Here is a 26,543-nt window from a genome sequence, read left to right on the forward strand (position 1 = left end):
AACCTGTTCTCCTCAGTGCTCATGTGCGGCTGTCACCACGCATGGACCAGTTGTCGAGCTGGGGCAGTCGGCCCAGCTTCCCTGGGTGCCAGGGCTCGGTGCCCCGGCTCTCGGTGGCCGTGAACCCGCGTCCCAGCTCGTCGCAGAGGTACTGGACGACGAAACGCCCGGTGGAGGCGGCGCGGATCAGACCGCCCATGCCGACCCACTGACCGGCCATCGAGAATCCGCGCAGGCCCGGCAGGCGCATGCGGTCCTTGCCGACCAGCTTGGCCGCGATGTCGTCGGCCTCGGAGAACGCCTTCCAGGCCAGGATGGAACCGTCGTGGTTGCCGGTGTAGCGCCGGGTCGTCGCCGGGGAGGCGACATCGACCAGATCGATGCGCTCGCCCAGACCCGGCAGCCGACGCTCCAGGAACCCCCGGACGAAGTCGGCCACTTGGCGCTTCTTCTCCCGGTATTCCTTGCGGTCGGCGGCGCGCAGCTCCTTCCAGTACGCGAAGTCGCTGAAGTAGGTGCAGTGGATGACCGATCTTCCGGGCGGGGCGAATCCGTCCGAGTAGTCGGAGCGCATCTGCACCACCACGCTGCTCTGCAGTGCGCCGGGCAGTTGACCGGCGTCCTGCGGGTCGAGCAGGTATGTGGTGCTGTGGGCCCGGTCCGGGCCCGGTTCGCCCCGGACCCCGACGAAGGCCGAGACCACCGCGGGGAACAGCGTGCCGGGTCGGTGCAGCAGTTCGTCGTAGAGCTTGTCGATGCGCGGTCCGGTGTACCGGCCCTGCAGAAGGCCGTGGATCGTGGTGTGGCCGTCGCAGGCCGCGACGACGTGGTCGGCGTAGTACCGCTTGCCGTTGCGCAGTTCGATCCCGACGGCGCGCCCGTCCTCGACCATGATCCGTTCGACCCGTGCCCGGTAGCTGATCTCACCGCCGAGCCCGGTGTAGCGTTCCTCGATCGACCGGGCCAGGCCCAGCGAACCTCCTTGCGGGAAGCCGGCGTTGTGATGGTGGGCGCCGGCCATGTTGAACAGGTACGGGAGGAGCGGGAAGCCCTCCGGGTCCTGGAAGAAGATGTTGCGGAACGCCCTGCGGAGCAACGGGTCCTGGAACCGGTCGGCGAACTGGTGCATCGGCGTCGCCGCGGTCCGCCAGAACAGGCGGAACGCGGGCAGCACGGTGCGCAGCAGCGCCGCTCTCTCCTTTACGGTGCGCAGTGCGGGGGCGGTCAGGAACGGGTACAGCTCGATCTCGGTGAACCGGCGCAGATCACGGCAGAAGGAACGGATCAGCCGGGCGTCGGCGGGCGAGATTCCCAGCAGGTGGTGTTCCAGCCGGTCCGGGTCGTTGTAGAAGGTCACGGAGCGCCCGGTCTCGTCGACCACCCGGTTGAACATCTCGAAATTGGTGATGGTCTTGCCGTCGAGCGCACCCAGTTCACGCCACACCTGGTTGGCGTCATTGCCGGTGGCCGTGCCGATCAGCCATTCGATGCAGTAGTCGAAGATGTAGCCGTCGCGCGACCAGGCCGTGCAGCAGCCGCCGGGCAGCACATGCTTCTCGAAGATGCGCGAGCGCATCCCGTTCATCTGCGCGTAGCACCCGGTCGACATTCCCGCGACACCGGCTCCGATCACGATGACACGGGGCCTTCCGTCCGTTTCCCGTCCGGGGACGCTCCAGTCGTCCTCCGTCTCATCGGGCATCGGCGCCGCCCTCCTGGAGGATGCCGCGCACCAGCTCGGCGTTGCGGGCCGAGTGCTTGGGGTCGAGCATGTCGGCGTGGATCCCGGAGCCGCGCAGCAGGGCCGTGGCCGTGGTCGAGCTGCCGTGCCAGGTGCCGGACGCGTCGGCGGCGTAGAGTGCCGTCTTCTCCTGGTCGGTGATCACGCTGACGGTCGCGGACACCGTGCCGAGGTTCGGGGTGCGCCCGCAGAAGGCCAGGTACTCCGCGGCGTGATCGAGGGTCTCGCGTGCCACCGCGTCCGATCCGGTGTGCTTGCGCAGGTGTTCGGCCAGCTCCGCCTCGAAGAACTCGATCTGCTCGGGGCCGGGTTCGTACGCCTCGACGATGCGGTGCGAGTCCAGCACGACCACATGGGCGACTTCGCGGCCCCGGCTCTCGAGTTCCTTGGCCACCTCGAACGCGAGGTTGCCGCCGAGCGAGTAGCCGAGCAGCAGGCATCCGCCGTCGGGCCGGTGGGACTCGACGAGGTCGGCGTAGCGGGCCACCTTGTCGGCACCGGGGACATAGTTGAAGGCGATCAGCCGGTACTCGGGCAGCGTGGTGGCGAACCCCCGGTAGACGAGTCCGTGGCCGCCCGCCGGCGGGAAGCAGAACACGGTCTGCTCCCGTTCGCTGTTGAAGCTGAGGCAGGGCAGGTCGTCGGCGATCGATCCGGTGGCCAGGCGTTCCAGCGTCGCGGCCATTCCGTGCAGGGTCGTGACCCGGTACAGCAGGCTTACGGGAATGCCGACGCCGAACTCCTTGCGCAGCCGGTGGATCAGCTCGATCAGTTTGATGGAGCTGCCGCCGGCTTCGAAGAACTCCTGTGCCAGGCCGACCCTTTCCAGCCCGAGCAGTTCCTCCCAGTGCCGGGCCATGCTCAGCTCGAAGGGGGTGCGCGGCGTCTCCTCGGGCTCGTCGTCCACGTCGAACCGGGGCATCGGAAGGGCGGTGGGGTCGACCTTGCCGTTGGCGGTCAGCGGCAGTCGCGGCAGTACGACGAAGTGTGCCGGAACCATGTAGGCGGGCAGTCGGTCCCCGAGGTACCGGCGCAGCGCGCGCCGGTCCGGTGCGGCTCCTCGGGCCGGTACGCAGTAGGCGACGAGCACGTCCTCGCCCCGGGCGTCGGGGCGCACCGTGACGACCGTCCGGACCAGCTCGGGCCGCTGGGCGAGGTGTGCCTCGATCTCGCCGATCTCGATCCGGTGGCCCCGGATCTTGACCTGGTCGTCGACCCGGCCCAGCAGATGGACCCGGCCGTCCGCGTCCCAGCGTGCCGCGTCGCCGCTGCGGTAGAGGCGCACGGGGGCGGCGCCCGGCTCCCGGCTCAGGGTCCGGGTGACGAAGCGCCGGTCAGTCAGCGCGGGGTCGCCCGCGTAGCCGAGGGCGACGCCCTCGCCGCCGATCCACAGCTCGCCGGGCACGCCGGGCGGCACCGGCTCGCCGTGCCGGTCGAGCACATGGAGCGTGCTGTTGCCCAGGGGCCGTCCGATCGGCACCGTACGGCCCGGTTGCAGGTCGTCGACGGATCCCTCGAAGAAGGCGCTGTCGATGGTCGCCTCGGTGACCCCGTAGGAGTTGATCAGCCGGGTGTGCGGCCCACACAGGTCGTGCAGCCGCCGGTACTCCCCGGCCTTCCACACGTCGGAACCGACGACCAGCAGACGCATGAAGTCCAGGCGCCGTCCGTGGCGTTCGCAGTGGTCCATCAGTCCGCGCACGACGGCGGGCACGAACTCCGCGCAGTCGACGCGTTCCCTGCGCATCGTGGCGTGCAGGCGCTCTGTGTCGAAGAGCAGATCGCGGTCGACCAGCACCAGGCTGCCGCCCGAGCACAGCGCCCGCACCACGTCGCCGGTGAAGACGTCGAACGACGGGGCGGCCATCTGGAGGTGCACCCGGACGTCGCGGTCCAGCCGGTACTCCTGGAGCCAGGCCGCGTAGGCCGAGGCGAGATTGCGGTGACTGACCCGTACGGCCTTGGGGAGGCCGGTCGATCCGGAGGTGTGGATGATGTACGCGGCGGAGTCGGGACCGATCGGGTCCTCGGTGCCTGCCTCGCTCGCGGTCCGGCCGTCCGGCTCGGGAGCCGTGTCCGGGTCAGCTTCCCGCAGCTCCCGCAGCGTGAGGGTCCGGACCGGCAGCCCCGCCATCCGGTCCCGGCAGGCGTCGTCCTCGGTGACGACGAGGGTGGCGTCCGCGGTCCGTACGGTGTGGGCGGCGCGGTCGGCCGGGTGGTCGGCCGGGATCGGGAGATAGGCGCCGCCGGCCTTGAGGACCGCGAGCAGCGCGACGACGAGGTCGGGCGACTTCTCCAGGCAGAGCGCCACCACCGACCCGGCCCCGACCCCGAGTGCGCGCAGCCTCCGGGCCAACTCGTCCGAACCGTGGTCCAGTTCCGCGTACGTCAGCCGGTGCGCCGGCCCGTTGAGCGCCGGAGCCGTGATGGCCACGGTGTCCGGGCAGCGGGCGGCGGTCTCACTGATCAGCCTGTGCACCGGGCGGAAGCCGTCCGCCTCGCCCTCCCCCGCCGCAGGCGGCAGGGCCGCGCGTCCGGCACCGCTCCACTCGCCGATCAGCCGCTCGCGCTCCTGGGCACCCAGCATCTCCAGCCGCGAGGTGGGCCGGTCCGCCGGGGCCCGGGTCATGCTGTCGAGCAGTGCGGTGTAGTGCGATGCCATCCGCCGCATGGTCTCCGGCAGGAACAGGTCGGTGTTGTACTTCAGGACGCAGTGGAAACGGTGCTCCGCCTCGTCCTCGTAGACCGACAGCGTCACATCGAACTGCCCCTCCTCCTCCGGCAGTTCGATGTACTGGAGCCGGTAGCCGTACTTCTCGGTGGCGACCTTGTGGGTGAGCAGGATGAACATGGCCTGGAACACCGCGGAGCGGCTGGGGTCGTGCTGGAGTCCCAGCTTGTCGACCAGCAGCACGAACGGGTACTCCTGGTTGTCCAGACCGCCCAGCACGGTCGTGCGGACCTCCTGGAGCAGCCGGGCGACGGACGGGTCGCCGGACAGATCCGCGTGCAGCGGGAGCGGGTTGACGAAGTAGCCGTAGACGGCGGCGAAATCCTGCTCGGTCCGGCCGGTCACCGGGCTGCCCACGATGACCTGGTCCTGGCCGGAGTAGCGCTGCAACAGCAGGTAGTAGGCGCTCAGCAGCACCATGAACGGGGTCACGTCGTGCTCGCGGGCCAGGGTGTGCACCCGGGCGCTCAGTTCGGTGTCCAGGACGAAGAACTCCGAGGCGCCGTTGTGCGTCTGCACGGCGGGGCGGGGCTTGTCGACGGGCAGTTCCAGGGTCGGGACATCGGCCGGCAGGTGCGAACGCCAGTAGTCGAGCATGCGCGGAGCCGCGGGGCCGGCCAGGAAGCGGTTCTGCGCGTTGAGGAAGTCCAGGTAGCGTGCGGTGACGGGCGGCAACGAGGGGGCCCGGCCCTGGCGCAGCCCCTCGTACACCGCCAGGAGCTCCTCGATGAAGGTGAACGTCGAGATCGCGTCGGAGACGATGTGGTGCACCGCCTTCATGATCACCCACCGGTCGGGGGCTCGCTTGAAGAGGCGGAAGCGGAAGAGCGGGTCGCTCTCCAGGTCGTACGGCCTGCGGTACTCGGCGACGATCGTGCGGTGGATGTCCTCCCACTCCTGGTCCTGCACGTCGAACAGCGCGACGTCCGGGCTCGCCTCCGGCGACACCTGTTGCAGCGGCACGCCGTCCACGGTGCGGAAGTTGGTGCGCAGCGCGGGATGGCGCGCCACCGTGCAGCGCACGGCCTCGAACATGAGGTCGGGGTCGAGTGCGACCCGGACCTCGACCGCGCCGCCGATGTTGTACGCGTAGCCCTCGGGGTTGAGCTGCCTGAGGAACCACAGGGCCTTCTGGTTCTGCGTCAGCGGGTGGCTGAGTTCGTCCTCGAACACCTCCACCTGGGCCGTGTCCGTACCGCCGGCTTCGTGGGCGACCAACTCGGCCAGTGCGTCGTGGAGTTGTTTGATCAGCTCGGCGACCGGAGTGCCGCTCAGCAGTGCCACCACGGGCGGGGCGACGCCGAGCTCGGAGCTGAGGCGGGCGCGCAGCTCCATCGCCAGGAGCGAGTCGAGCCCCAGCGCGTTGAGCCCGGCCTGCGGATCGACCCGGTCGGCGCCGGTCCGCAGCACCGAGGCGGTCAGCTCGATGAACCGCCCGGTCACCAGGGCCAGGCGTTCCGCCGTGTCCGCGTGGCGGAAGGTTTCGAGGATGCCCTCGCCCGGCCCGGTCGCCGCCTTGGAGGGGGCCGTCGCCGCCAGCTCGGCGACCAGCCGGGGTGGTGAGGCGTACCAGTCCTGGAACACCGGCCAGTCGACGACTGTCGCGACCAGCAGCTGGGCGCGGTCCTGGCCGATGACGCGTTCCAGTACGGCCATGCCGACGTCGGGTGCGAGCGAGCTCATCCCCCGGTTGTGGAGGTAGTGGTCGACGAGCCCCAGCTCTTCGATCATGCCGGTGGCCCAGGGCCCCCAGTCCACGCTCAGCCCCGGCAGCCCGAGTGCCCGGCGGTGCTGGGCCAGCGCGTCCAGGAACGCGTTGCCCGCGGCGTAATTGGTCTGGCCCGCCGTGGTGAGCAGCGACGCGATCGAGGCGAACAGCACGAAGTGGTCCAGCGGTTCGTCCCGGAGGTGGCGGTGCAGCAGATGGGCACCGATGGCCTTGGGGTCGTGGGCCTCGGCGAACGTCCGCCGGTCCATGTCCTCGACGAGTGTGTCGCGGACCTGCCCGGCGAGATGGAACACGCCGCGGATCGGCAGCGGATCGGTGCGTCGGTGCGTGTCCAGCCAGGTCGTGAACGCGGCTTCATCGGTGATGTCGAGCGGCGCCAGGACAACCCGTGCGCCCAGCGCCTCCAGTTCCTTGACGAAGGCGGTGGCACGGCCCGCGGCGGTGTCGGGTTCAAGCTCCCGCCAGGTGGAGCGCTCCGGCAGTGCGGTGCGTCCGATCAGGATCAGGCTGCGCGCCCCGCGTCGGACGAGCGTGCGGCAGAGCAGCCGGCCGAGCGCTCCGAAGGCACCGGTGACCAGGTAGTTCGCGTCGGTGCGCAGTCGCAGCGGGAGTGGGTGGGTCAGTTGTTCGGCCCGCCGGACGCGGCTGGTCCGACGGGCCGAGCCACGGAGCGCGATCTCCTCCTCGTCGTCGGTCAGGAGTTCACGCAGCAGCGCGCGGGCCTCGGCCCGGCACTCCTCCTCGCCCGGCACGCGGGCGTCCAGGTCGATCAGTTTGCCGGGGTGGGAGGTCAGCTCCTGGTGCCTGAGCACCCGGCCAACTCCCCACGCCGGTGCTCCCAGCGGCTCGACGCTCTCGCCGGGCTCGACGTGCTGGGCACCACGGGTCACGATGTGCAGCCGTCCGGCCCTGCCGCGCCGGAGCAGCGTGCGGGCGAGCGCGATCAGCGAGTAGGACCCGGTGCCGCTGTGCCGTACGAGGTCCCGCGGCGAGGCCTGGGCGAGCGGAGGCAGGTCGAGGTTCCACAGATGCACGATGGATCCCACGCGCCCCGCGTCGCCGCTGCCTTCGCCCAGGTCGGCGAAGAGCCGCTCCAGGTCGGTGGCGGACCCCGGGACGACGGTGAACTCGTTGCCTTCGCCCCCGCTCCGGTACGTGTCGCCCGGACGCACCAGGTGGCAGCGCCCGCCCCGGGCGGTCAGCAGGGCACTCAGGGCGTCGCCGACGCCCTGACCGTCGGCGAACACCAGCCAGTCGCCGCCGGCGGACTCGGCGGGACGGCCTTCGGCGCCGGTCACCACGCCGTGCTCGGCCTCGTCCGTGGCGGGATCGAGGGGGCTGTCGATCCAGACGGTCTCGGCGAGCCAGGAGTCGATCGTGCCGAGTCCGACCGCGGTGGATGCCTTCTCCACGTCGGCTGCGCGGAAGCCGTTGATGCCGCCGAGGGGTTCGCCGCCGTCCGCGTAGACGGCCATGTCCCCGACGAGTTCGTCCGCACCGTCGCGGGTCACCGTGGCGTGCACCCAGATCGGCCGGTCTCCCACCGGGGCCAGGCGCAGCTCGTCGATCGAGAGCGGCAGGCGGATCCCGGTCGTCCGCCGCTCCGGTCCACCTGCACCCGTGCCCGCACCTTCGGCTTCGAGCAGTTGTGTCGTCAGCAGCGACTGGAAGCAGGCGTCGAGCAGTACGGGGTGGATGTGGTGTCCGGCCGCGTCGTCACCGATCACCGTGGGCGGCCGGAGTCGGGCGAGTACCTCTCCGGAGCCGATCCACACCTCGTCGATGGCCCGGAACGCGGGCCCGTAGTGGTAGCCGAGGGCGGCGAGCTCCGCGTAGCAGTCCTCGCCTCCCAGCCGGCGGCGGGCTCGGTCCCGGAGGGCTTCGGTGTCGGCCGCGGGCCCGGCCGGTCGTGGTTGCCCCGAGCGCACGACTCCGCTCGCGTGCACCGCCCGGCCGCCCTCGTCCGCGCCCTTCGACGCGATCGTGAACGCCGCGTTCTGCGAGGAGAGGGTCAGCCGGACTGCCCGGTCCTCGCCCTCCGGCAGGAACAGTGCCTTGCGGAACTCGATGTCTGTCAGCACGACATGGGTGCCGCCGGTCAGGGAGCGGACCGCCTGCGTGGCCATCTCCAGGTATCCCGCTGCCGGGAAGACCACGGTGGACTGGATGCGGTGGTCGTCGAGGTAGGGCAGCCGCTCGGTGTCCAGGGCGGTGTCCCAGGTCGGTTCGGTGTCCGCGGTGCGACGGCCCAGCAGTGGGTGGTCGGCGTGGCCGAGACGGACCTGGGCCACGGGTGCGGGCTCCGTCCAGTAGCGGTCGCGCCGCCACGGGTAGCGGGGCAGGACCACCGGTCTGCCCGCCGGGTGCAGGGTGTCCCAGGCGATGGGAACGCCGAGGTTGTGCAGCTGGGCCAGCGAGGCGGCGAAGCGCTCCGGCTCGTTCTCCTGGCGGCGGATCGACGGCAGGGTCCGTGCGGCCGTGCCTCGGTCTTCGAGGCACTCGCGGATGGAGTGGCCGAGCACCGGGTGCGGACCGATCTCCAGGAACAGTCCGTATCCGTCGTCGGCGAGCCGGTCGACGGCCGAGCGGAAGCGGACCCGGTGGCGGACGTTCTTCCACCAGTAGCTCGCGTCCAGCTCGCTGCCGTGCGCCGTGCCCTCCTGTCCGGTCAGGTACAGCGGAACCGTCGCCGCCCGGGGGTCGAGATCGTGCAGCGAGGCCAGGAGTTCGTCCTTGATCACGTCCATGCCCGCGCTGTGGTACGGAACCTGCACCGTGAGGAACTTGGCGAAGACCTGTTCGGCGTGCAGCCGGTCCGCCAGCTCGGCCAGTGCGTCGCGCTCACCGGCCAGGGTGACCGCCGAGGGGCTGTTGACCGCGGCCACGGACACCCTGCCCCCGAACGCGGCCACCCGGGCCTGCGCCTCGTCCTCGGGCAGGCTCACGGCGAGCATGGTGCCGGTGCCGGTCAGCTTCTGCTGGAGACGGCTTCGGTGCACCACCACCTTCACCGCGTCCTCCAGGGAGTAGACCCCTGCCTCGTAGAAGGCGGCGACCTCGCCGGTGCTGTGACCGACGACGGCGTCCGGCCGCACTCCGTAGTGGCGCCACATGGCAGCGAGCCCCACCTGAACGGCGAAGTTGGCCGGCTGTGCGAGCCAGGTCTCGCCCATGCGCGAGCCGGCCTCGTCGGCCCTCATCTCCTCGATCAGGGACCAGCCCGCGATCGAGCGGATGGCCCCGTCGCAGCGGGTCACGGCGTCCCGGAACACCTCGTCACCGTCGAGCAGTTGGCGGCCCATCCCCCACCACTGCGGCCCCATGCCGGTGAAGACCCAGACCAGGCCTCTCTGTTCGGCTTCGAGCTGCCTGTCGTGGACGACTCCGGGGTGCGGTTCGCCGCGCAGGAAGGCGTCGAGCGCCTCGTCCAGTCCGGCCCGCGAGGAGTACACGACGGAGAGCCGCGACTCCAGGTGCTGGCGGCGGTGGGCCAGTGTGTAGCCGAGGTCGGGCAGCGGCACCTCGGGCCCGTGCGCCCCCGCCAGCTCGCGGCGGATGCCGACCGCCACCTCCGGCAGTGCTTCCGGGGCGCGGGCGGTCAACGGGAGGAGATTCCAGGCCCGTTCGCCGGACGGGGCAGACGGGGCACTCCGGTCCGGTGCCTGCTCCAGCACGACGTGCGCGTTGGTGCCACCGAACCCGAACGAGTTCACCCCGGCCCTTGCGGGTCCCTCGTGTGCGGGCCACCGGGTCGGCTCGGTCGGGATGCGGTACGGGGACGCCCCCTGGTCGATGGCGGCGTTCAGCTGCTCCAGGTTGATGTGCGGCGGGATGGTGCGGTGCTTGAGGCAGAGCACGGTCTTGATCAGGCCGGCGATGCCCGCCGCCGATTCGGTGTGCCCGATGTTCGTCTTCACCGAGCCCACGTAGCAGGGCGCGTCCGGTCGGCGGCCCTCTGCCAGCGCCCGGCTCAGTGCGTTCGCCTCGATGGGGTCGCCCACGGGCGTGGAGGTGCCGTGCGCTTCCACGTACTGGAGGTCGCCGGGCGTGATGCCGGCCTCGCCGCAGACGCGCCGGATGAGGGAGACCTGGGCGTCCGCGTTGGGCACGGTGATGCCGTTGGTCCGGCCGTCCTGGTTGACTCCCGCGCCGAGGATCACCGCGTGGATGGGGTCTCCGTCGCGCAGGGCGTCGTCCAGTCGTTTCAGCGCGACCAGGCCGACACCCTCGGCCCGGACGTAGCCGTTGGCCGTGGCGTCGAACGCCCGTGAACGACCGTCGGGCGACAGGAATCCGCCCTTCGTCTCGGCGATGGTGTACTGCGGAGCCATGTGCAGCAGAACGCCGCCGGCCAGCGCGAGGTCGGTCTCCCGGTTGTTGAGGCTCTGACAGGCGAGGTGCACCGCGACCAGGGAGGAACTGCACGCGGTGTCGAGCGACAGGCTCGGTCCGCGGAAGTCGAAGCAGTACGAGAGACGGTTCGAGACCATCGTCATCATGGTGCCGGTGGCGGTGTGGGCGGCGAGTGACGAGAAGCCCAGGTCGGAGAATTGAAGGATCTTGTAGTCCAGCGTGAACGCGCCGACGAACACGGCGGTATTGCTGCCGGCGAGCTCCGCGGGCCGCTGTCCACCGTCCTCCAGCGCCTCCCATGCGACTTCGAGCAGTTTTCGCTGCTGCGGGTCCATGTGGTCGGCCTCGCGCGGGCTGATACCGAAGAAAGCGGGGTCGAATTCGTCGAAACCGTCGATGTAGCCACCGCGGCCGCCGATCAGACGTCCCGGTTTCTCCTTGTACCTGCTGCCGAGACTGCCCACGTCATAGCGATCGGCCGGTGTCGGTGTGATGCAGTCCTTGCCCTCCATGAGATTCTGCCAGTACGCGCGGTGGTCCGACGCACCGCCGGGCAGTCGGCACCCCATGCCGATGATCGCTACTTTTTCGCTCACAGAGGCACTGTTCACGTCGGGCAAGGCTGTAACTCCTCAAGTCATGACGCCGCGGACCGGCATAAAAGGGCAGTTCAGGCAGAACCGGTCCCCGGCCCCTTCGCACTGCGCAGGGGGTGGAGAAGGCTGGCGACGATCTCCCCGGTACCGGGGAAGGGCGCGGGATCGCCGAGGCCGACGGCGACCGGTTCGCGGCCGGGCCGCCAGGTGTAGCTGTTGAAGGCGTGGTCCCAGATCGACAGGTCCGAGCCGTAGTGGCCCGCCTCGGACAGATCGGTGCTGTGGTGCAGTCGGTGTTGTTCGGGGCTGGCGAGCACATGGTTGAGCCGGCCGATGCGCACGTCGATGTTGGCGTGGATGAAATATCCCTGAGCGGCCACAAAAAGGCCCACGACGAACACCGATTCGCGGGAGAAGCCGACCAGCGCCAGAGCCAGCTGAACGACCCCCTGCGCGAGAACGATATCGAGGACGTGATTGACGCCATTATTGGCGACATTGACCTTTTCCGGCACATGATGCACACCGTGCAGCCGCCACAATATCGCATTGGTATGACCGAACCTGTGCACCAGATAACTGGCGAGAGAACCGATCAGCAATGCCGCGGGTATTTCTGCCCAGAGATTGAGCTCCGATTCGCTCGGCGACACCTCGGAGACAATGACGGAGACAAGATACTGCGCGAATGCGCTGGCCACCATCGTCAGCAGGAAATAGACCCCGTACCAGCGCCATTCACCGACATTCGGATGCCAGGCGCGGCAGTGCGGAATCACTCGTTCGAGCACGGTGAGATAGGAAATGACGCCGAGCAGGAAGAGCGGGCTCACACGATCGGGATCCCAGTCGAGACACAGAGCCGCCGCGGCCACCGAAACCGTGCCCGCCAGCAGGAACGGGTACCCCGCCGCACGCAGGACCGCGCGCGTGACGGGCGCCGGGGCACCTTCCCCTCCGACCCGACCGGCATCCGCCCCCGGATCACCGCCGGGCAGCGGTTCGCAATTTTCCACTCACAGCACCTTCACGAAAAGAACCGGCTCAGCAAAGTGCACGGACCAGGAAAGAGATGATGATTTACCGCATGCGGGCGCACGGGGCCGGCACACCGGTCGCCACGTGTCGCACGCAAAAAATACGGACTGAAGTGTGATGGGGATCGCCTCATGGACCCCACGGACCCGAGAGCCTTCTCCAGGCCGGCCCGCTCTACTAACTTTTCCCCACTCAGCGGCCTCAACCGTCGAATTCAAGCCGCATGCCGATACCCGGCGAGGGTCGTGGCGAGAGTCGTGGGCAAGGCCCGAACCACGCGATTCAGCGTGAATATTAATTACTAATAATATCGACATGGCAAGGTTGACCGCCTCTGCGAGGCACTGCCCCCGGCCGCGCTTCGGCCGATTCGCGCGGCGGGGTGCGCGGCCGGGGCCCTCAAGCCACCAGGGGGCGGTCCTGTGGCGCGATCGGTGCGGGAAGCACCGTGGAACCACTCAGGTAGCGGTCCGTCGCGGCGGCTACGGACCGCCCCTCCGCGATGGCCCACACCACGAGGGACTGGCCGCGCCCCGCGTCACCGGCGATGAAGATCCCGTCCGTCCCAGGTCTGGCCACCCGCCCGGACGGCTCCGCCGTCTCGGCCCCGAAGCAGGCGTTCCGAGCGAAGTTCCCCCGACTGTCCAGCGTGAGTCCCAGCTGCCGCATCAGCCCCGTGCCGTGTTCGGGGCCGTAGAAGCCGAGGGCGAGCAGGACCAGATCCGCCGGGATCTCCCGCTCGGTCCCGGGGCGCGGCCTTCTGGCCTCCGGCTCCACTTCCGCGAGGCGCAGGGCGCGCACCCGCCCGGTCCGGTCCCCATCGAAGCGGAGGGTGGCCGAGGAGAAGACCCGTGGATCCGCGCCTTCCCGTCCCCGGGCCTCCTCATGGGCATGGGATATCCGGTAGACCTTCGGGTATACGGGCCAGGGCTCGCTCTCGGGACGGTTGCCGCCGGGCTCCGGATTGATGTCCAACTGCACCACCGACGCCGCCCCCTGGCGCAGTGCGGTGCCCATGCAGTCCGATCCGGTGTCCCCTCCCCCGATGATCACCACACACTTGCCCTCGGCGGTGACGGCCGGAGCGTCGCAGTCGCCCTCGGTGACCCGGTTGGCAAGGGTCAGATAGTCCATGGCCTGGTGGATGCCGCGCAGTTCACGGCCGGGTACGGGCAGTTCCCGTCGCCCTCGCGCGCCGACGGCGATGACGAGCGCGTCGTACCTCCCGGCGAGCTCGGCGGCGTCGAGGTCGCTGCCGATGTCCACACCGGTGCGGAATTTGGTGCCCTCCGCCCGCATCTGCTCGATGCGGCGGTCCAGGTGGCGCTTCTCCATCTTGAACTCGGGGATGCCGTAGCGCAGCAGTCCGCCGATGCGGTCGGCGCGCTCGTAGACGGCGACGGTGTGGCCGATTCTGGTGAGCTGCTGCGCCGCGGCCAGGCCCGCCGGACCGGAACCGACCACGCCGACGGTCTTCCCGCTGAGCCGCTCGGGCGGCCGCGGTGCCGCGTACCCGCGCTCCCAGATCTGGTCGGCGATGGCCTGCTCGACGTTCTTTATCGTCACCGGGTCGGCGTTGATCGTCAGCACACAGGCGTCCTCGCACGGGGCCGGACACAGTCGCCCGGTGAATTCGGGGAAGTTGTTCGTCGCGTGCAGCCGCTCGGCCGCGGCACGCCAGTTCTCGCGCCTGGCGTACGCGTTCCACTCGGGGATGAGGTTTCCCAGCGGGCAGCCGCTGTGGCAGAACGGGATGCCGCAGTCCATGCAGCGCCCGGCCTGCTCGGACACCAGGGGGAGCCGCGCTTGTCCCGCGTAGACCTCGTTCCAGTCGCTCAGCCGTTCCTGGACGGGGCGCGCCGGAACGGGCCGGCGGGGGAACTTGAGGAAGCCGTGTGGGTCGGTCATGGGCCGCCTCCATCGCTCACACGCGGTGCACAGGCGTTTTTGCCAGCCTACGCCTGCTTTGCCCCCGGCCCAGCATGCCGACGGGGCCCATTCGGCCCGCTCGGGGCCACCGTCGACCGGCCACCCGGCGGCGCATTACTGGTATGGACATGACCAATCGCCCTGGCTAGTCTCGAAGTTGGTCTAGACCTAGCGGGGTGGAGCGCGCCCTCCCCACTCGCCACGCAGCGCCCCCACACCTCCCCAGGAGCGAAGCATGCGCAGAAGGATCACCTCGTTCGTCCTCGGCCTCGGGATCGCCGGGGCCTCCCTCCTCGTCACCACCGGCAGCGCCCAGAGCCACGGCTACACCGACTCTCCGGTCAGCCGTCAGCAGCTCTGCGGCAACGGCACCGTGCGCAACTGCGGCCAGATCCAGTGGGAGCCGCCGAGCGTCGAGGGGCCCAAGGGCTTCCCCGCCCGCGGCCCGGTCGACGGCACCATCTGCGCCGGTGGCAATGGCCGGTTCTCCGAGCTCGACGACCCGCGCGGCGGTGCCTGGCCCGCGACGCAGGTCACCGGCGGGCAGAGCTACACATTCCGCTGGCGCATCGAGGCCCGGCACGCCACGACCGATTTCCGCTACTACATCACCAAGGACGGCTACGACCCCGCCAAGCCCCTCACCAGGGCCGACCTGGATCCGCAGCCGTTCCTGACGGTGCCCTTCGGCGACCGCCTGCCGGGGTCCACCGTGACCCACGACGGGGTCCTGCCGCAGAAGTCGGGCAAGCACCTGATCCTCGGCGTCTGGACGATCGCCGACACCGGCAACGCGTTCTACGCCTGCTCGGACGTCACCTTCTGAATCCGGTCCGCACCCGACGGTCACATGCCCCAGCCCCGGGTGGGCGGTTCCCGACAGTGAGGGCCGCCCACCCGGGGCAGCGGCGGTCACCCGCGGCGAGCCTCGGCGTTCCGGCGGGCGCCGTCCGAGCCGGGCACGTGTCTTGGCTCAGAATCATCGGCCGAGGCCGGAAGCTGAACGGGACGTGCTAATGGCAGAGGTGATCGCCATCGTGGTCGGAGGGCGGGGGCCGCGGGCCTGCTGGACAGCTACCGCATCAGCTGTCCGAGGATCGACCGGTATCCAACGTCCACCGCACTACGGCGTCGCCGCTGCGACGCCGGTGACCGGGCCCACGACGAATACCGGCGACGGGCCGGCCTCCAACGTGAGGCGGCCGTCCGTCGGTTGCCTGACCGAGCGTCGGCCCCAGGAGTCGACCAGCGTGACCGGGCCGGTCGCCGAGACCGTGAGGTCGCGGGCGGTGGTCGCCCACACCACGCGGGTCGTGCCGCCGCCGGTGAAACGTAGGGAGTGGGCCGGTGCGGCCGGCCCGTCGTCACCGGCATACGTCTTGCCGCCGAGCAGCCGGGCCACAACTGCCTGGGCGACCGCGGCCGGTTTCGGGGCGTTGGCGGTGACCGAGACCGGATTCGCGGCGGAGGCGGTCACGGGCTGCCGGAGCATGCCGAAGTTGTGTTCCTTGTTGGCGGGATCGAGGCCGTCGTCGACCAGGTCGTACCAGTAGATCCTGGTCACACCATTGGCCAGGCCGGTGGCGTAGAGCCGGATGAGGTTGTCGGCCTGCTGGCGTTCGGTGGTGCCGTGACCGGTGTCGGTGGGCCAGCCCATCTCGCTGAGGATGATCGGCTTGTCCTTGCCGCCGTTGGCCGCACGGATCCGCTGCCGCAGCCCGGCGATGGTGTCGCCGGAGCCGCCCAGCCACTCCGGTCCGCCGGGGAAGTGGTAGGGGTGGACACTGTAGGCGTCCATCGCCTTCAGTCCGCCGCGGTCGATCAGGTCCGGAGCGAAGCACTTGGTGCCGTCGGCCTGCACGCAGTTGCCGATGCCGATGGTGGCCGGCCCGACGACCGAGGCGCCCGGGTCCGCCGTCTTCACGGCCTGGTGGACCCCCTTGAGTACCTCCAGGTAGCAGGCGGCGGTCTTCCCGCAGGCGCTGTTGTTGAAGGTGCCTGCGTTGTACTCGTTGAGCACCTCGACATCGCGCTGGTCGTAGTGCTCGAGCACCGCCGCGGCGAACTTCCCGAAGGCGGCGATGCCTTCGGGGCTGCTCGGCGTCCGGCCCTTGTCGTACAGAGAGTTGGCGCCGTTCGCGATGATCAGCGGCGTGATGCCCAGCTCGCGGGCGCGCGCCATCTCGGTGGAGAAGGCGGCGGGGAAGGTGTAACTGCCCTTCGTGGTCTCGAACCGGTTCCACCAGGCGTCCTCGCGGATGTGCGCGATGCCTGTCTTTCGAGCCTCGTCCAGCACGTCCAGTCCCCAGCCCGCGCGTCCGATGTGCACGGCGGCGCCGAACGGTGAGGCCGGGCCGACCGTACCGGCCGGCACGGGTTCGATGACGGCGAACGAGGTGCGCAGGTCGGTCGGGTCGGGGGCGGCGCCCGCGTGCAGGGAGAGTTCGAAGTAGCCGGGAGCCAGGTCGGCGACGGGGACGGTGGCCTTCCCGCCGGAGAGCCAGCTGGTGCCGCCGCGCACCCGCGTGCCCTGTTCGTCGGTGACCGTCCACGAGACCGAGGCCGCCGACGAGCCGAACTCCACTGCGCCCCGGCCCCGTTGGAAGATCAGGCTCGGGGAGGTGACGGACAGGGTGTGCGTCGCGGCCGGGGCGGACGGCGGGAGCGCGACGACCAGGGTCAGTGCGAGGGCCGACGCGAGGGCGAGGGCCGGCACGCGGGCGAACGGTGGGAGCTGTCGTGGATCCGGCCGGCTGCGGCGCGGGTGCCGGGAGCCATCCGTATCGCCGGTGTCGATGGAGGTGTTGGTCATGGTGGTCCGCCCTCTCTCTGCTGATGGTCGGCGTTACGGTTGTCGGGAACGATGGCCGGTGGGCGCCGCGTGTCGGGGCACCCACCGGCCCAGAAGCGGGTCAGCGGGTCAGCTGGACCTGCTGATAGCGCACCAGCTTCCAGTTGTTGAGTCCGTCGCCCCAGGTCTGCCATCCGTCGAGGCCGAGCGAGCGGTAGTTGTCGCGCTGCACACCGTCGTTCTTGTTGACCGTCAGGGTCAGCGAGAACGCGGGGTTCTCGGGCGACAGGGGGGCGATCCGCTTCCACGGGACGGCGACCAGGTAGGTCGTGGTGCCTGCCTCGTCGTCGCGGGACACTCGGACCTCGGCACCCGCCACGGGTCCCACCGGGTAGTCCTTCGGCAGGGATTCCACGAAGACACCCGGCCCCTCGGCCACGGTGTCACCGGCGTAGAGCATGTACCAGTCGGCGCCCCAACGCCCGAGCCCCTCCCCCGGTTTGCCCGGCTGTACCCCGATGCCGATGCTGTCACCGGCGGGCAGCCAGGCCACCTTGCCCGCGACCCGGTGGTCCTTCTCCCTGACGACCGCGGACACATAGAGGTTCTTGTCGTCCCAGGTCGCCCACATGTCACCGTCGGCGACGGAGGGCTCGATGCCGTTGTACGAGCCCACTTCGGAGAGGTCCACCTTCGGGACATCCCCCAGGCCGGTGAGCTTCCCGTCCACCAGGTGCGGGGTGGCCCTGGCGACCGGGCTGAAACCGAAGGAGTCGCTGTCGCTTGCGGTACCTCCGTCCGCGAGTCTGGCGGTCACCTCTACGGGCTTGACGGCATAGGCGGTGGCTCCGTCGACGGTGGTGCGGAAAGTGCGGGCCGCGAGGGGCGGCACCGTAGCGCCGTCGTCGATGCCCCGGCCCCCGATCGTTCCGGTGAGGTCGCCGAAGGACCAGTCGATGCCGGTCACCCTCACCGGTGCGTCCGGCGAGTGGTTGGTGACGGTCACCGCCAGCCGGTCCGTGCGGGCGACGCCCTTCACCGACATTTCCGGGGACACGTCGACCGTCACCGGTCGGGCCGTCACCTCCGTGCCGGTCGCGACCGCGCCGGCCCGCCTTCCGTCGAGGGTGACCGCTGCGGCCAGTCCCCGGTTGCCGGGTGTGTCACCGGCCGGGACCTTCAGCACGGCGGTCGCCCGCCGGCCCGGGGCCGCCGAGACGCTGACCCGCTCGCCCTCAACCTCGAAGACCGCGGTGCGCTTGCGTACGGACGCCCCGTCACCCTGACCGGTGGCCCGGTTGTCGAGTACGGCGGTCACCGGAACCTCCGCACCCGCCGCGATGTCCCGGGGCGCGGACAGCGACAGCAGCGGCGATCGCTCCACCTTGTCCACCGCGGCCCGCAGATAGACCGGGGCGCCGGTGGCCGTGAGGTGCACCCAGCCGTCCACCGGCTCCAGGACCCGTTCCGAGCCGAGCATGTCCACCACGGTGACCGGCTTCCCGGTCCGCACCCGTACCGGCTTGCTGGCACGGTCGCTGCTCCACAGGGCTGTGGTCACCGCGCCGCCGCCGGGCGATCCGGGCGCGGACCTGAAGCTGTAGGCGTGCAGGTCGCGGTCGCCCGTGTGCAGCCGGCCGGTGAACCGCGCCCCGGTCAGTTCACGGGCAGTGGTGGAGTACGCGAGGTACGCGGGTTTCGGGTTGAGCCCGTTGGCCTCCGGACCCGTCTTTCGCAGCAGGCCGAAGTTGTGTTCCGCGCTGCTGGGCCCGTTGCCGTCGTTGATCAGGTCGTACCAGTAGTAGCGGGCGACGCCTGCGGCCCTGGCCTCCAGGAGGGCGCGTGCGGTGGCCTGTGCCTGGGTCTGCTCGCTGACGCCGACGCCGTCCCGGTCGGCGGAGGTCCAGCCCTGCTCCGTGATCCAGATGGGGAGTTCCTTGCCGTCGTTGTACTGACGCATCAGCCGCTTGAGGCCCGCGATGTCCAGCTCGACACCCTCGGGGTCGCCCGGGGCGCGGTAGGGGTGGATGGAGATCGCGTCCATGTGCTTGAGCCCGCCGAGCCTGAACAGCTCCTCGAACCAGTCCAGGGGGACCTTGAAGGACGAGGCGCCGACCACGGTGACCTTCGGATCGGCGGCCTTGACCCCCGAGTACGCGGCATCCAGCATCCTGGCGTAGCACTTGGCGCTCTGCGAGCACACACCGTTGGAGAAGCCTCCGTAGTACTCGTTCCAGACCTCCAGCGATTCGATCCGGCCACCGGCCTTCTCGGCGACCTGTCCGGCGTACTTCCCGAATGCCCGGTACGCCTCGTCGGTGCTCGGGATGTTGCCGTAGTCGGAGTTGCCGAAGCCCAGCAGCATCAGGCCGTCCTGGCCGCGGGCGCCGAAGTCCGCGGTGACGCGTTCGCTGGCCTCGGGCCACTGGTACTCGCCCTTGGGGTGCTCGATGCTGTTCCAGTAGACGGAGTCGACACGCAGTGCGCCGGCGCCGGCGCGGGCGGCCAGCTTCGTGCTGTCGTCCCAGGCGTCGCCGGGGGCGGAGCGGTGGTGGTGGTTGATGCCGAAGAAGGAGTCGGTGGTGCGCTTCGGGTCGGGGCCGGGACGCTGCACCGCGAAACCGGCGGTGCGGGCGACCGGCGTTCCGTCCGCGGCATTCCCGCGAAGCGTCAATGTGTAGTAGCCGACGGGCAGTTCACCGGCGTCGACAGCTCCTGCGCGGGTGGCTGGGTCGATGGCGGCGGTCCCCTGCCGCACCGTACGGCCGCGGTAGTCGCGCACGCTCCAGGGTACGGAGCGGTCGCGGGCGGACAGGACTCCGAACGTCGCCCGCTCGCCCGGGTCGAAGAGGTTGCCGGGGGTCGTCACATCGACCTGTACGTCATCGGTGTCGACCGAGGAGGGCTCGAATGCGTAGCGGGCGAAGCAGACCGGTTTCTCGCTGGATCCCATGTCCTGTGCCCAGGTGGCGATGCGCATGTCCCGGCCGTACTGACCACCGGTGAACGCCCCGTCCGGGATGTAGAAGTGCGCGGTCCTCCAGGTGTTGGTGCCGGTGGTCCGCACGACCCGTGAGGTGCGCCACGGGTTCGTGCCCGCGTCGTAGACCAGCGCGAACTTGGTTCCGGGTGCGTCGAAGTAGTCGATGTCGACGGCCGCGTGGTTCGCCCCCTCGTGCTTGAGGCGGGCGTCCAGGGTGACGTACAGGTACTGGCTGGGGCGGCCGGGGCCGATCTCCCAGCAGTCGCGGCCGCCGTACGTCATGGCGTTGGCGCTCGCCCCGCCGCCGCCCGGGGATGCGTCGATGATGGCGCCCCGGGATTCAAGCGTCTTGCCCAGTAGGACGGTTGCCGATTCATCGCCGCCCGCGGCGGTGGACCCGGCCCGCTCCGCGGAGGCTGCGGCCGGGCCGAAGGCCAGAAGGCCCAGCAGCGTGGAGAAGGCCACCGCCGCTCGGGACAGACGTCTGCGTGGTCGATGTCGCATGGCGTGAAACTCCCTGATCATCGGGCGCGGGGTGCTGCGCGGAATGCTGCGCACGGTCTTGGTGAAGGGCCTGTCCGAACTGGGCCCGAGGCGGCTCCGGGCCGTTGCGCAACCGCTTGCTCAAGCGCGGCACAGACTGGCCCCGCAAACAAGACCTGTCAAGGGTTCGCACAGTAACCGCCTTAATTGCACAAGCAGTTGTGCATCAGGGCTAGGATCCGGACATGACAGAACGGGGCAGGGTCACACTGAGCGATGTCGCGGCGGTCGCCGGAGTGTCGCTCTCCACGGCGTCAAGGGCGTTGAACGGCGGCGGCCGCGTCTCGACGGCGACCCGGTCGCGCATCGCGGAGGCCGCGCGCAGACTCGACTTCCGTCCCAACGCCCTGGCCCAGTCCTTCGCGTTGGGTCGGAGCCGGACGATCGGCATCCTCGCCCAGAACGCCCGGGGAGCGTTCACCGAACCGGTACTGGTCGGGGCGGTCACTCACCTGGGCGGCCGGGAACAGGCGTGCCTGCTCTACGACACGGGTTTCGACCCGGACGCGATGGCCGAGAGCGTCCGCAGACTGCTGGCCCGGCGCGTCGACGGGCTGCTGGTGCTCGGCGACGGCTTCGGGGCCGAAATGCGCTCCGTCACGGCCGAGTTCTCCGTCCCGGTGGCCTACGCGTTCGGCCTCACCGACCGGGAGGACGATTCCTGTTACGTTCCCGACGGCCGGATGGCAGGCCGGCTGGCAGGCGAGCATCTGCTGTCGCTGGGCAGGCGACGCATCGCGCACATCACCGGCGAGGCGGCCGACACCGCCGCGACGGGGCGCGAGCAGGGGCTGTTCGGCGCGCTCGCCGAGGCCGGGCTGCCACCCGCGACCGGCACTCTCCGGGGCGACTGGAGCCGGGCCTGGGGCGCCACCGCCTGCCGCCGGCTGATCGGATCCGGCGCCCGGTTCGACGCCGTGTTCTGCGGGAACGACCAGATCGCGCTGGGCGCGGAGTCCGTTCTGCGGGAGGCGGGAAGGAGCGTCCCGGACGATGTCGCACTGGTTGGTGTGGACAACTGGGAGTACGTGATCAGCGGTCAGCGCACCCGCCATCTCACGACCGTCGACACGGGCTTGGCCGCGTTGGGCGCCGCCGCAGCGGCCCAGGTGGCCGATGGCCGCGACGCCCCTGGCACGCACGCCCACCCGTGCACGCTGGTGGTCGGCGCGACGACGGCCGGACCGCAGCCGGAGGGCTGAGCCGGTCCGCCCATCGGCCCCGCGTTCACTCGGCGGCGGCGAGCCCGGGCGGCGGCTGGACGGTGACGAGGGCGATGCCCCCGCAGCACACGGCGAGGAGCAGAAGCTCGGGCGCGGAGGGGGCGGACGCAGTGCCGAGGGCCCAGTCACCCAGTCGCACGGTGAAGGGAACGGCCAGCTGCACAGCGGCCGTGAAGACCGGCCCGCGGAGCAGGATGAGCCTGTGCTGTACGAGGTAGGCGGGTGCGTACACGGCGGCGCCCAGCACGACCGTGCCGCCGATCGCGGCGGGGGTCGGGGGGTGGGAGATCAGCGCGGGCAGCGCCATAGGGAGCAGCAGGCAGGTGGCAGCCGCGAGGAGTACGGGCAGCACGGCGAGGGGCGGCAGCCCGGAGAGCCGCTCCCGGTACAGGAACCCGTACCCGGCGAAGGCCACGGTTGCCGCCGCGACCAGCAGCAGCCCCGGCCCGTCCGCATCGTCCGCGTCCGCGCCGAGTGCCGCGTATCCGACGGCCGCGGCGCAGGCGAGCGCCGCCCCCGCCACCTTGCGCGGCCCGGACCGTTCGCCGAAGAACAACGCGCCCACGGCCACCGAGGCGCACGGCATCAGCGCGACGACGAGATTGGTGAGCGAGGTCCCGATGCGCGGGATGGCGAGAAGGGTCCCTGCCGCGTACCCGGCGAAGCCGAGCAGACCGAGCAGCCACACGGTGCCCGGCCTGGCGGCGGCCCGGCGCAGATCGGCCCTGCCCTCGGCGGTGGCCGCGGCGACGGCGGTGAGCACCACGCAGCACACCGCGGTGCGGCCCACGGCGACGATCAGCGGATCGGTCCCGGTGACCAGGGCGCCGGAGAGCAGCCAGGTTCCGGCGAGCAGCAGTACGAGGACGGCCGGCATCGCACGCCCTTTCCGTGGACGGTGGGGGAACGGGCAGCGGGCACGGAGCCGTTCGGCGGCCGGACCGTCCGCGCCGGCGAGGTGCCCGTCGGGGCCGCGGAGCCGGTGCCTGGCGCACCGGGCACCTCTGCACAGTCACTTTCCTGTAGGCGCCAACTATAACGACGGGGTTCTGCTCCACCAGGGCTGCCGGGAGGGCCGGGGGAATGCGGGTCTGTTCCTTCCCGGTGGTCCGTCCGGATGCCGGAATCTCACTCGGGCCAGGCGGAATCCAGGATGGTGTCCACGAAGTCGCCCCGTTCGAACCCGGGCACGTAACGCTCCAGGACATCGGCCTTCACATTGCCGAACGTGGTGTCCGGCTTGGGTTCGATGCCCTCGGTGAAGGCCCTGAGAATGCGCCGCTTGAAGTCGGGCCGGGGGTGGAGTGCGACGACCGCCGCTCGGTCCGCCTCGCTGATGTCGTCGTACCCGATGCCCAGTACGTCGTACTCCACCCCCGCCGTCACGAGTGCGACCTCGGGCTCCATGAAGGACGGGATGCCCGGCGTGGTGTGGAGCGCGATCGCTGTCCAGACGCGGCGGATGCTGTCCTCGGGCACACCGTGGCTCTGCAGGAACCGCCGTGCCTCGTCGGCGCTGTCCACCTCGAACCGGCGCCCGCTGGCGCGGAACTCCTCGTTGAGGCCGAGATCGTGGAACATGGCCGCGACGTAGAGCAGTTCCGGGTCGAAGCTCAGCCCGCCGTTGCGCCCCTGGAGACCGCCGAAGAAGTAGACGCGGCGGGAGTGGTGGTAGATCAGGTCGTCGGTGGTGTCCCGCACCAACTCGGTGGCGGCCGAGGTCAGTCCGGTGCGGGGAACCGTCACGTCGGTGAGGGCGGGGAGATCGACGCTGCCGGCCATGGGGACTCCTTCGACGTAGGGGGTGCTTCGGCCTTGCGGTCCGGGTTCACGGGCGGGATCCGGGAGGCGCCGTGTGCGGCCGGACACCGTCGGCCCCGTCCCGGTCCGCCAGGGAGAGATGGAGGTGTGCCAGGTCGTGCGGGACCGGTCCGTCGGGGCGGAAGAGCGGTGCGCTCGCCCCGTCGGCCGTCGTGGCCGGCGCGTCGGTGAGCCGCAGGCGGGTGCGCAGCCGCCCGTAGAAGTCGTGCGGGCCGAGCCTGATGACGTGGAGGCGGCTCGGTGCCGCGTACACCCCGATCCAGTCCCCGACGTCCAGCACTCCGCGCAGTTGGCCGTCGATGGTCACCGCGCCCTGCCCCGAGTGCGGCAGGACCCGTACGGCGATCGGTTCGTCGGCCGCGGCGACGACGGTGCGGTCGAAGGTCATGTGCGCCGCCACGGGCGTGAAGAGGACGGCGTCCATGCGTGGCGAGACCACCGGACCGCCCGCGGCGAAGCTGTAGGCGGTCGAGCCGGTCGGGGTCGCCATGATGACCGCGTCGGCCGAGTACGAGGCGAGGAGCCGGCCGCCGATGTAGACGCCGAGGCTCACCTGCCGGTCGCGGGCGAGCTTCTCCACGACGACGTCGTTGAGCGCGATGACATCCAGTGCCACCCCCCAGTCCTCCGCCGCGGCCTCCGCGTCGAGGTCGACGTGTGGTGGCGGCAGCATCGGGCGTCGCCCGTAGGCCATCAGGGCGTCGATGTCCTTGGGCACTTCGAGTACGCGGGAGGCCCGCATGGTCAGGGTCATGCGCTCCTCGACCGCCGCCCGGCCCCGGTGGACGGCGTCGAGCGCCCGGACCACGTCCTCGGCCGGGACCTCGGTGAGGAAGCCGACGCGGCCCAGGTCGATCCCCAGGACGGCGCCGTCGGTCTTGGCCGCGATCCGGGCGCCGCGCAGGAATGTCCCGTCGCCACCGAGCGTCACGATGAGATCGGGGTTGCCCGCGACATCTGCCTCCTCGCGGCCGCCGCGCCTGCGTTCGTCGTCGCGCCACACATCGATGTCCGTGCACGGGATGTCTTCGCGGGCACACCAGTCGCGTACGACGCCCGCCGCGACGACGGCCTCGGGACGGCCCTGGTGCACGACGACTCCGACCCGATCCACGCTCATCCGGCTCCGACTCCCTGTGTCGCGACGACGGCCTGTCCTCACCCCACTGTGCGGGAGTCGGGGGTGGGTCCGCCCGTCGCCGGGCGGTCGCGGCGCCCGGTCGGGCGAACCGACCCGCAACGGCGCCCCGGACGACACGTGCCCGGCCCGCCTGCGGATGGTCTCCGCCGACGGGCCGGGCACGGCACAGAACTCGTCCGGGTCAGGACCGCACGTCCTCCGGAATGCTGACCAGCCAGCGGGTCTCCCTGCGGGGCCGCAGGTAGAACGCCCAGTAGAGCGTGGCAACCGCCGTGATCCCGCCGGTCCACAGCAGGTACTCGGTCTCCTGCTGAGTCAGGATGTACGCCAGTACGGCGATCAGCAGCACCGGGATCGCGGGCCACAGCGGCATGCGCCAGGCCGACGCCTCGCGGTGCGCGCCGCGGCGGCAGAGCAGCGCGGCGACGGCGACCAGCAGGTACATCGCGGTGACGGAAACGCCGGTGACGCCGTACAGGGTGTCGAGGTTGACGAAGCAGAGCGCCGCGCCGGGTACGCCGACGACCAGGGTCGCGACCCACGGAGAGCCGAACCGGCCGAGTCGGGACAGGGCGTTGTTGACCGGCCCGGGCCAGGCCCTGTCGCGGGCCGAGGCGAACAGCACCCGCGAGTTCTGGATGACCATCACGATGCCCGCGTTGATGATCGCGAGGGCGACGCAGAGGCTGACGAAGGTCCCGACGGCGGAATTGGACCAGGCTGCGACCATGGTGTTGAGGTCGCCCGAGGTCAGGGCCGCCAGGTCGGGGGCGCCCAGGGTGACGGCGATGACCGGGACGAGGATGACCGCCGTGGAGATGGCGAGGGTGGCGAGCACGGTGCGGGCCACATTGCGCCGCGGGTTCTCCAGCTCCTCGGAGAGGTAGACGGCCGTGGAGAAGCCCTGGGTGATGAAGAGCGCGATGGCGAGCCCGGAGACCACCATCATCGCGGTGACGGTCGAGCTCCCGCCGTCCGACGAGGCGACCGAGCCGTGCACCAGTGCCGAGGCACCGCGCTCGGAGTGCGCGAAGCCGAGTACGGCGACGACGGCCGCCGCGATCACTTCGAGGACGAGGAAGATGCCGGTGATCCACGCGTTGGCACGCAGGTCCAGCAGACCGGCGAGGGTGGCGAGCACCATGACGCCCGCGCCCGCGACGGAAGCCGGAATGTGCACGATGGGCGCGAGGTAGTCGGCCGTTCCCATGGCGATGACCGGGGGCACGATCATCACGACCAGCAGCGAGAGCACGAAGACGAGCCACCCGGCGAGCCGCCCCGCCATCGTCGACACCATGGCGTACTCGCCCCCGGCACTCGGAATGAGCGTGCCCAGTTCCGAGTAGCAGAAGGCGACCGCGATGCAGAGCAGTGAGCCGATGGCGATGGTGAGGGCGGTGTACGTGCCGAGGCTGGAGAACAGGTCCGGCACGACCACGAAGAGGGTCGAGGCGGGCGTCACGCAGGAGAGCGTGAGCAGTGTTCCGCCCACGACGCCGATGGAACGCTTGAGCTTCTGTGGGGTGGGGCCGGTCGCTGGTGCGAGCGCCTGGGGAGCGCTGAGCGTTTCGGTCATCGTGCGGTTCCGATCAACAGGTGCGGTGTCCGAGCACGGGAGCGGTATCGCCTCCAGACGAGGACGTGGTGAGTGGTTTCGTCGCTCCCAGCGCGACATGCAATCCTGACGTGTTCCGCAGGTCAAGAGGTGTTCACCTTCGGAATTCGTTGTTCCGGGAGCCAGATTCGACGATTTTGCGCTAACAACGCGTCAAGGCCCGGGGATCGGGGGGTGCGGGAACCGCAGTCGGACCCGATGGAAAGTTTCCCCCATTTCCAGCATCCGGAAGGTCAGGGCGGCGTCCTGGGCAGGCGGGTCGGCGTCCCGGGCAGCCTGGGTGCGGGGCTCGCAGGTCGCGCATTC

General features: G+C 70.5%; 12 protein-coding genes. 2 read left to right on the forward strand and 10 right to left on the reverse strand.

The features are described 5' to 3' along the window. Positions 1 to 19 precede the first annotated feature (19 nt). The 4 genes from OHA19_RS03750 to OHA19_RS03765 form a co-directional block, all read right to left on the reverse strand. The gene (locus OHA19_RS03750) at positions 20 to 1,702 is read right to left on the reverse strand and encodes a phytoene desaturase family protein (protein ID WP_405719989.1); all 1,683 of its coding nucleotides are present in this window, start codon (positions 1,700 to 1,702) and stop codon (positions 20 to 22) included. Continuing rightward, entirely contained in the window at positions 1,692 to 11,174 is a 9,483-nt protein-coding gene (locus OHA19_RS03755; RefSeq protein WP_405749378.1) for an amino acid adenylation domain-containing protein, read from the reverse strand. The genes OHA19_RS03750 and OHA19_RS03755 overlap by 11 nt, the downstream gene beginning before the upstream one ends. Positions 11,175 to 11,224: 50 nt before the next feature. Continuing rightward, the gene (locus tag OHA19_RS03760; RefSeq protein WP_405749380.1) at positions 11,225 to 12,166 is read right to left on the reverse strand and encodes a sterol desaturase family protein; all 942 of its coding nucleotides are present in this window, start codon (positions 12,164 to 12,166) and stop codon (positions 11,225 to 11,227) included. A 421-nt stretch (positions 12,167 to 12,587) separates the two neighbouring features. Next, positions 12,588 to 14,096 (reverse strand): glutamate synthase subunit beta, encoded by a 1,509-nt coding sequence (locus OHA19_RS03765; protein WP_405719983.1) that lies wholly within the window; start codon positions 14,094 to 14,096, stop codon positions 12,588 to 12,590. 256 nt (positions 14,097 to 14,352) lie between these two features. On the opposite strand from OHA19_RS03765, the gene OHA19_RS03770 reads away from it, so the two are divergent. After that, positions 14,353 to 14,943, forward strand: coding sequence for a lytic polysaccharide monooxygenase (locus OHA19_RS03770; protein WP_405749382.1), 591 nt, complete (start codon positions 14,353 to 14,355; stop codon positions 14,941 to 14,943). Positions 14,944 to 15,240: 297 nt separating this feature from the next. Here the strand turns inward: OHA19_RS03770 and OHA19_RS03775 are convergent, their stop codons facing one another. Together OHA19_RS03775 and OHA19_RS03780 are read right to left on the reverse strand one after the other, a co-directional pair. Then, positions 15,241 to 16,929, reverse strand: coding sequence for a hypothetical protein (locus OHA19_RS03775; protein WP_405749384.1), 1,689 nt, complete (start codon positions 16,927 to 16,929; stop codon positions 15,241 to 15,243). Positions 16,930 to 17,029: 100 nt separating this feature from the next. Then, positions 17,030 to 20,395: a glycosyl hydrolase gene (locus tag OHA19_RS03780; RefSeq protein WP_405749386.1), complete on the reverse strand. Its 3,366-nt coding sequence runs from the start codon at positions 20,393 to 20,395 to the stop codon at positions 17,030 to 17,032. Positions 20,396 to 20,619: 224 nt separating this feature from the next. On the opposite strand from OHA19_RS03780, the gene OHA19_RS03785 reads away from it, so the two are divergent. Then, positions 20,620 to 21,636, forward strand: a complete 1,017-nt coding sequence (locus tag OHA19_RS03785) for a LacI family DNA-binding transcriptional regulator (RefSeq protein WP_405719975.1) — start codon at positions 20,620 to 20,622, stop codon at positions 21,634 to 21,636. A gap of 25 nt (positions 21,637 to 21,661) precedes the next feature. On the opposite strand, the gene OHA19_RS03790 is transcribed toward OHA19_RS03785, so the two are convergent. From OHA19_RS03790 to OHA19_RS03805, 4 genes are all read right to left on the reverse strand, one after another. After that, the gene (locus tag OHA19_RS03790; RefSeq protein WP_405749388.1) at positions 21,662 to 22,534 is read right to left on the reverse strand and encodes an EamA family transporter; all 873 of its coding nucleotides are present in this window, start codon (positions 22,532 to 22,534) and stop codon (positions 21,662 to 21,664) included. A 251-nt stretch (positions 22,535 to 22,785) separates the two neighbouring features. Then, positions 22,786 to 23,439, reverse strand: coding sequence for an HD domain-containing protein (locus tag OHA19_RS03795; RefSeq protein ID WP_405719971.1), 654 nt, complete (start codon positions 23,437 to 23,439; stop codon positions 22,786 to 22,788). Between the two features lie 46 nt (positions 23,440 to 23,485). Further along, positions 23,486 to 24,598: an NAD(+)/NADH kinase gene (locus OHA19_RS03800; RefSeq protein ID WP_405719969.1), complete on the reverse strand. Its 1,113-nt coding sequence runs from the start codon at positions 24,596 to 24,598 to the stop codon at positions 23,486 to 23,488. 202 nt (positions 24,599 to 24,800) lie between these two features. Beyond that, positions 24,801 to 26,198, reverse strand: a complete 1,398-nt coding sequence (locus OHA19_RS03805) for an APC family permease (protein ID WP_405749390.1) — start codon at positions 26,196 to 26,198, stop codon at positions 24,801 to 24,803. Positions 26,199 to 26,543: the final 345 nt, after the last annotated feature.

Origin of the sequence: Streptomyces sp. NBC_00012 (genome assembly GCF_045040875.1) — a bacterium.
Lineage (GTDB): Bacteria > Actinomycetota > Actinomycetes > Streptomycetales > Streptomycetaceae > Streptomyces.

What these genes read in the sequence shown, in the direction of transcription:
- OHA19_RS03750 (WP_405719989.1), bottom strand. Translation starts at nt 1,702, where the DNA reads ATGCCCGATGAGACGGAGGACGACTGGAGCGTCCCCGGACGGGAAACG.
- OHA19_RS03765 (WP_405719983.1), bottom strand. Translation starts at nt 14,096, where the DNA reads ATGACCGACCCACACGGCTTCCTCAAGTTCCCCCGCCGGCCCGTTCCG.
- OHA19_RS03770 (WP_405749382.1), top strand. Translation starts at nt 14,353, where the DNA reads ATGCGCAGAAGGATCACCTCGTTCGTCCTCGGCCTCGGGATCGCCGGG.
- OHA19_RS03775 (WP_405749384.1), bottom strand. Translation starts at nt 16,929, where the DNA reads ATGACCAACACCTCCATCGACACCGGCGATACGGATGGCTCCCGGCAC.
- OHA19_RS03780 (WP_405749386.1), bottom strand. Translation starts at nt 20,395, where the DNA reads ATGCGACATCGACCACGCAGACGTCTGTCCCGAGCGGCGGTGGCCTTC.
- OHA19_RS03785 (WP_405719975.1), top strand. Translation starts at nt 20,620, where the DNA reads ATGACAGAACGGGGCAGGGTCACACTGAGCGATGTCGCGGCGGTCGCC.
- OHA19_RS03790 (WP_405749388.1), bottom strand. Translation starts at nt 22,534, where the DNA reads ATGCCGGCCGTCCTCGTACTGCTGCTCGCCGGAACCTGGCTGCTCTCC.
- OHA19_RS03795 (WP_405719971.1), bottom strand. Translation starts at nt 23,439, where the DNA reads ATGGCCGGCAGCGTCGATCTCCCCGCCCTCACCGACGTGACGGTTCCC.
- OHA19_RS03800 (WP_405719969.1), bottom strand. Translation starts at nt 24,598, where the DNA reads ATGAGCGTGGATCGGGTCGGAGTCGTCGTGCACCAGGGCCGTCCCGAG.
- OHA19_RS03805 (WP_405749390.1), bottom strand. Translation starts at nt 26,198, where the DNA reads ATGACCGAAACGCTCAGCGCTCCCCAGGCGCTCGCACCAGCGACCGGC.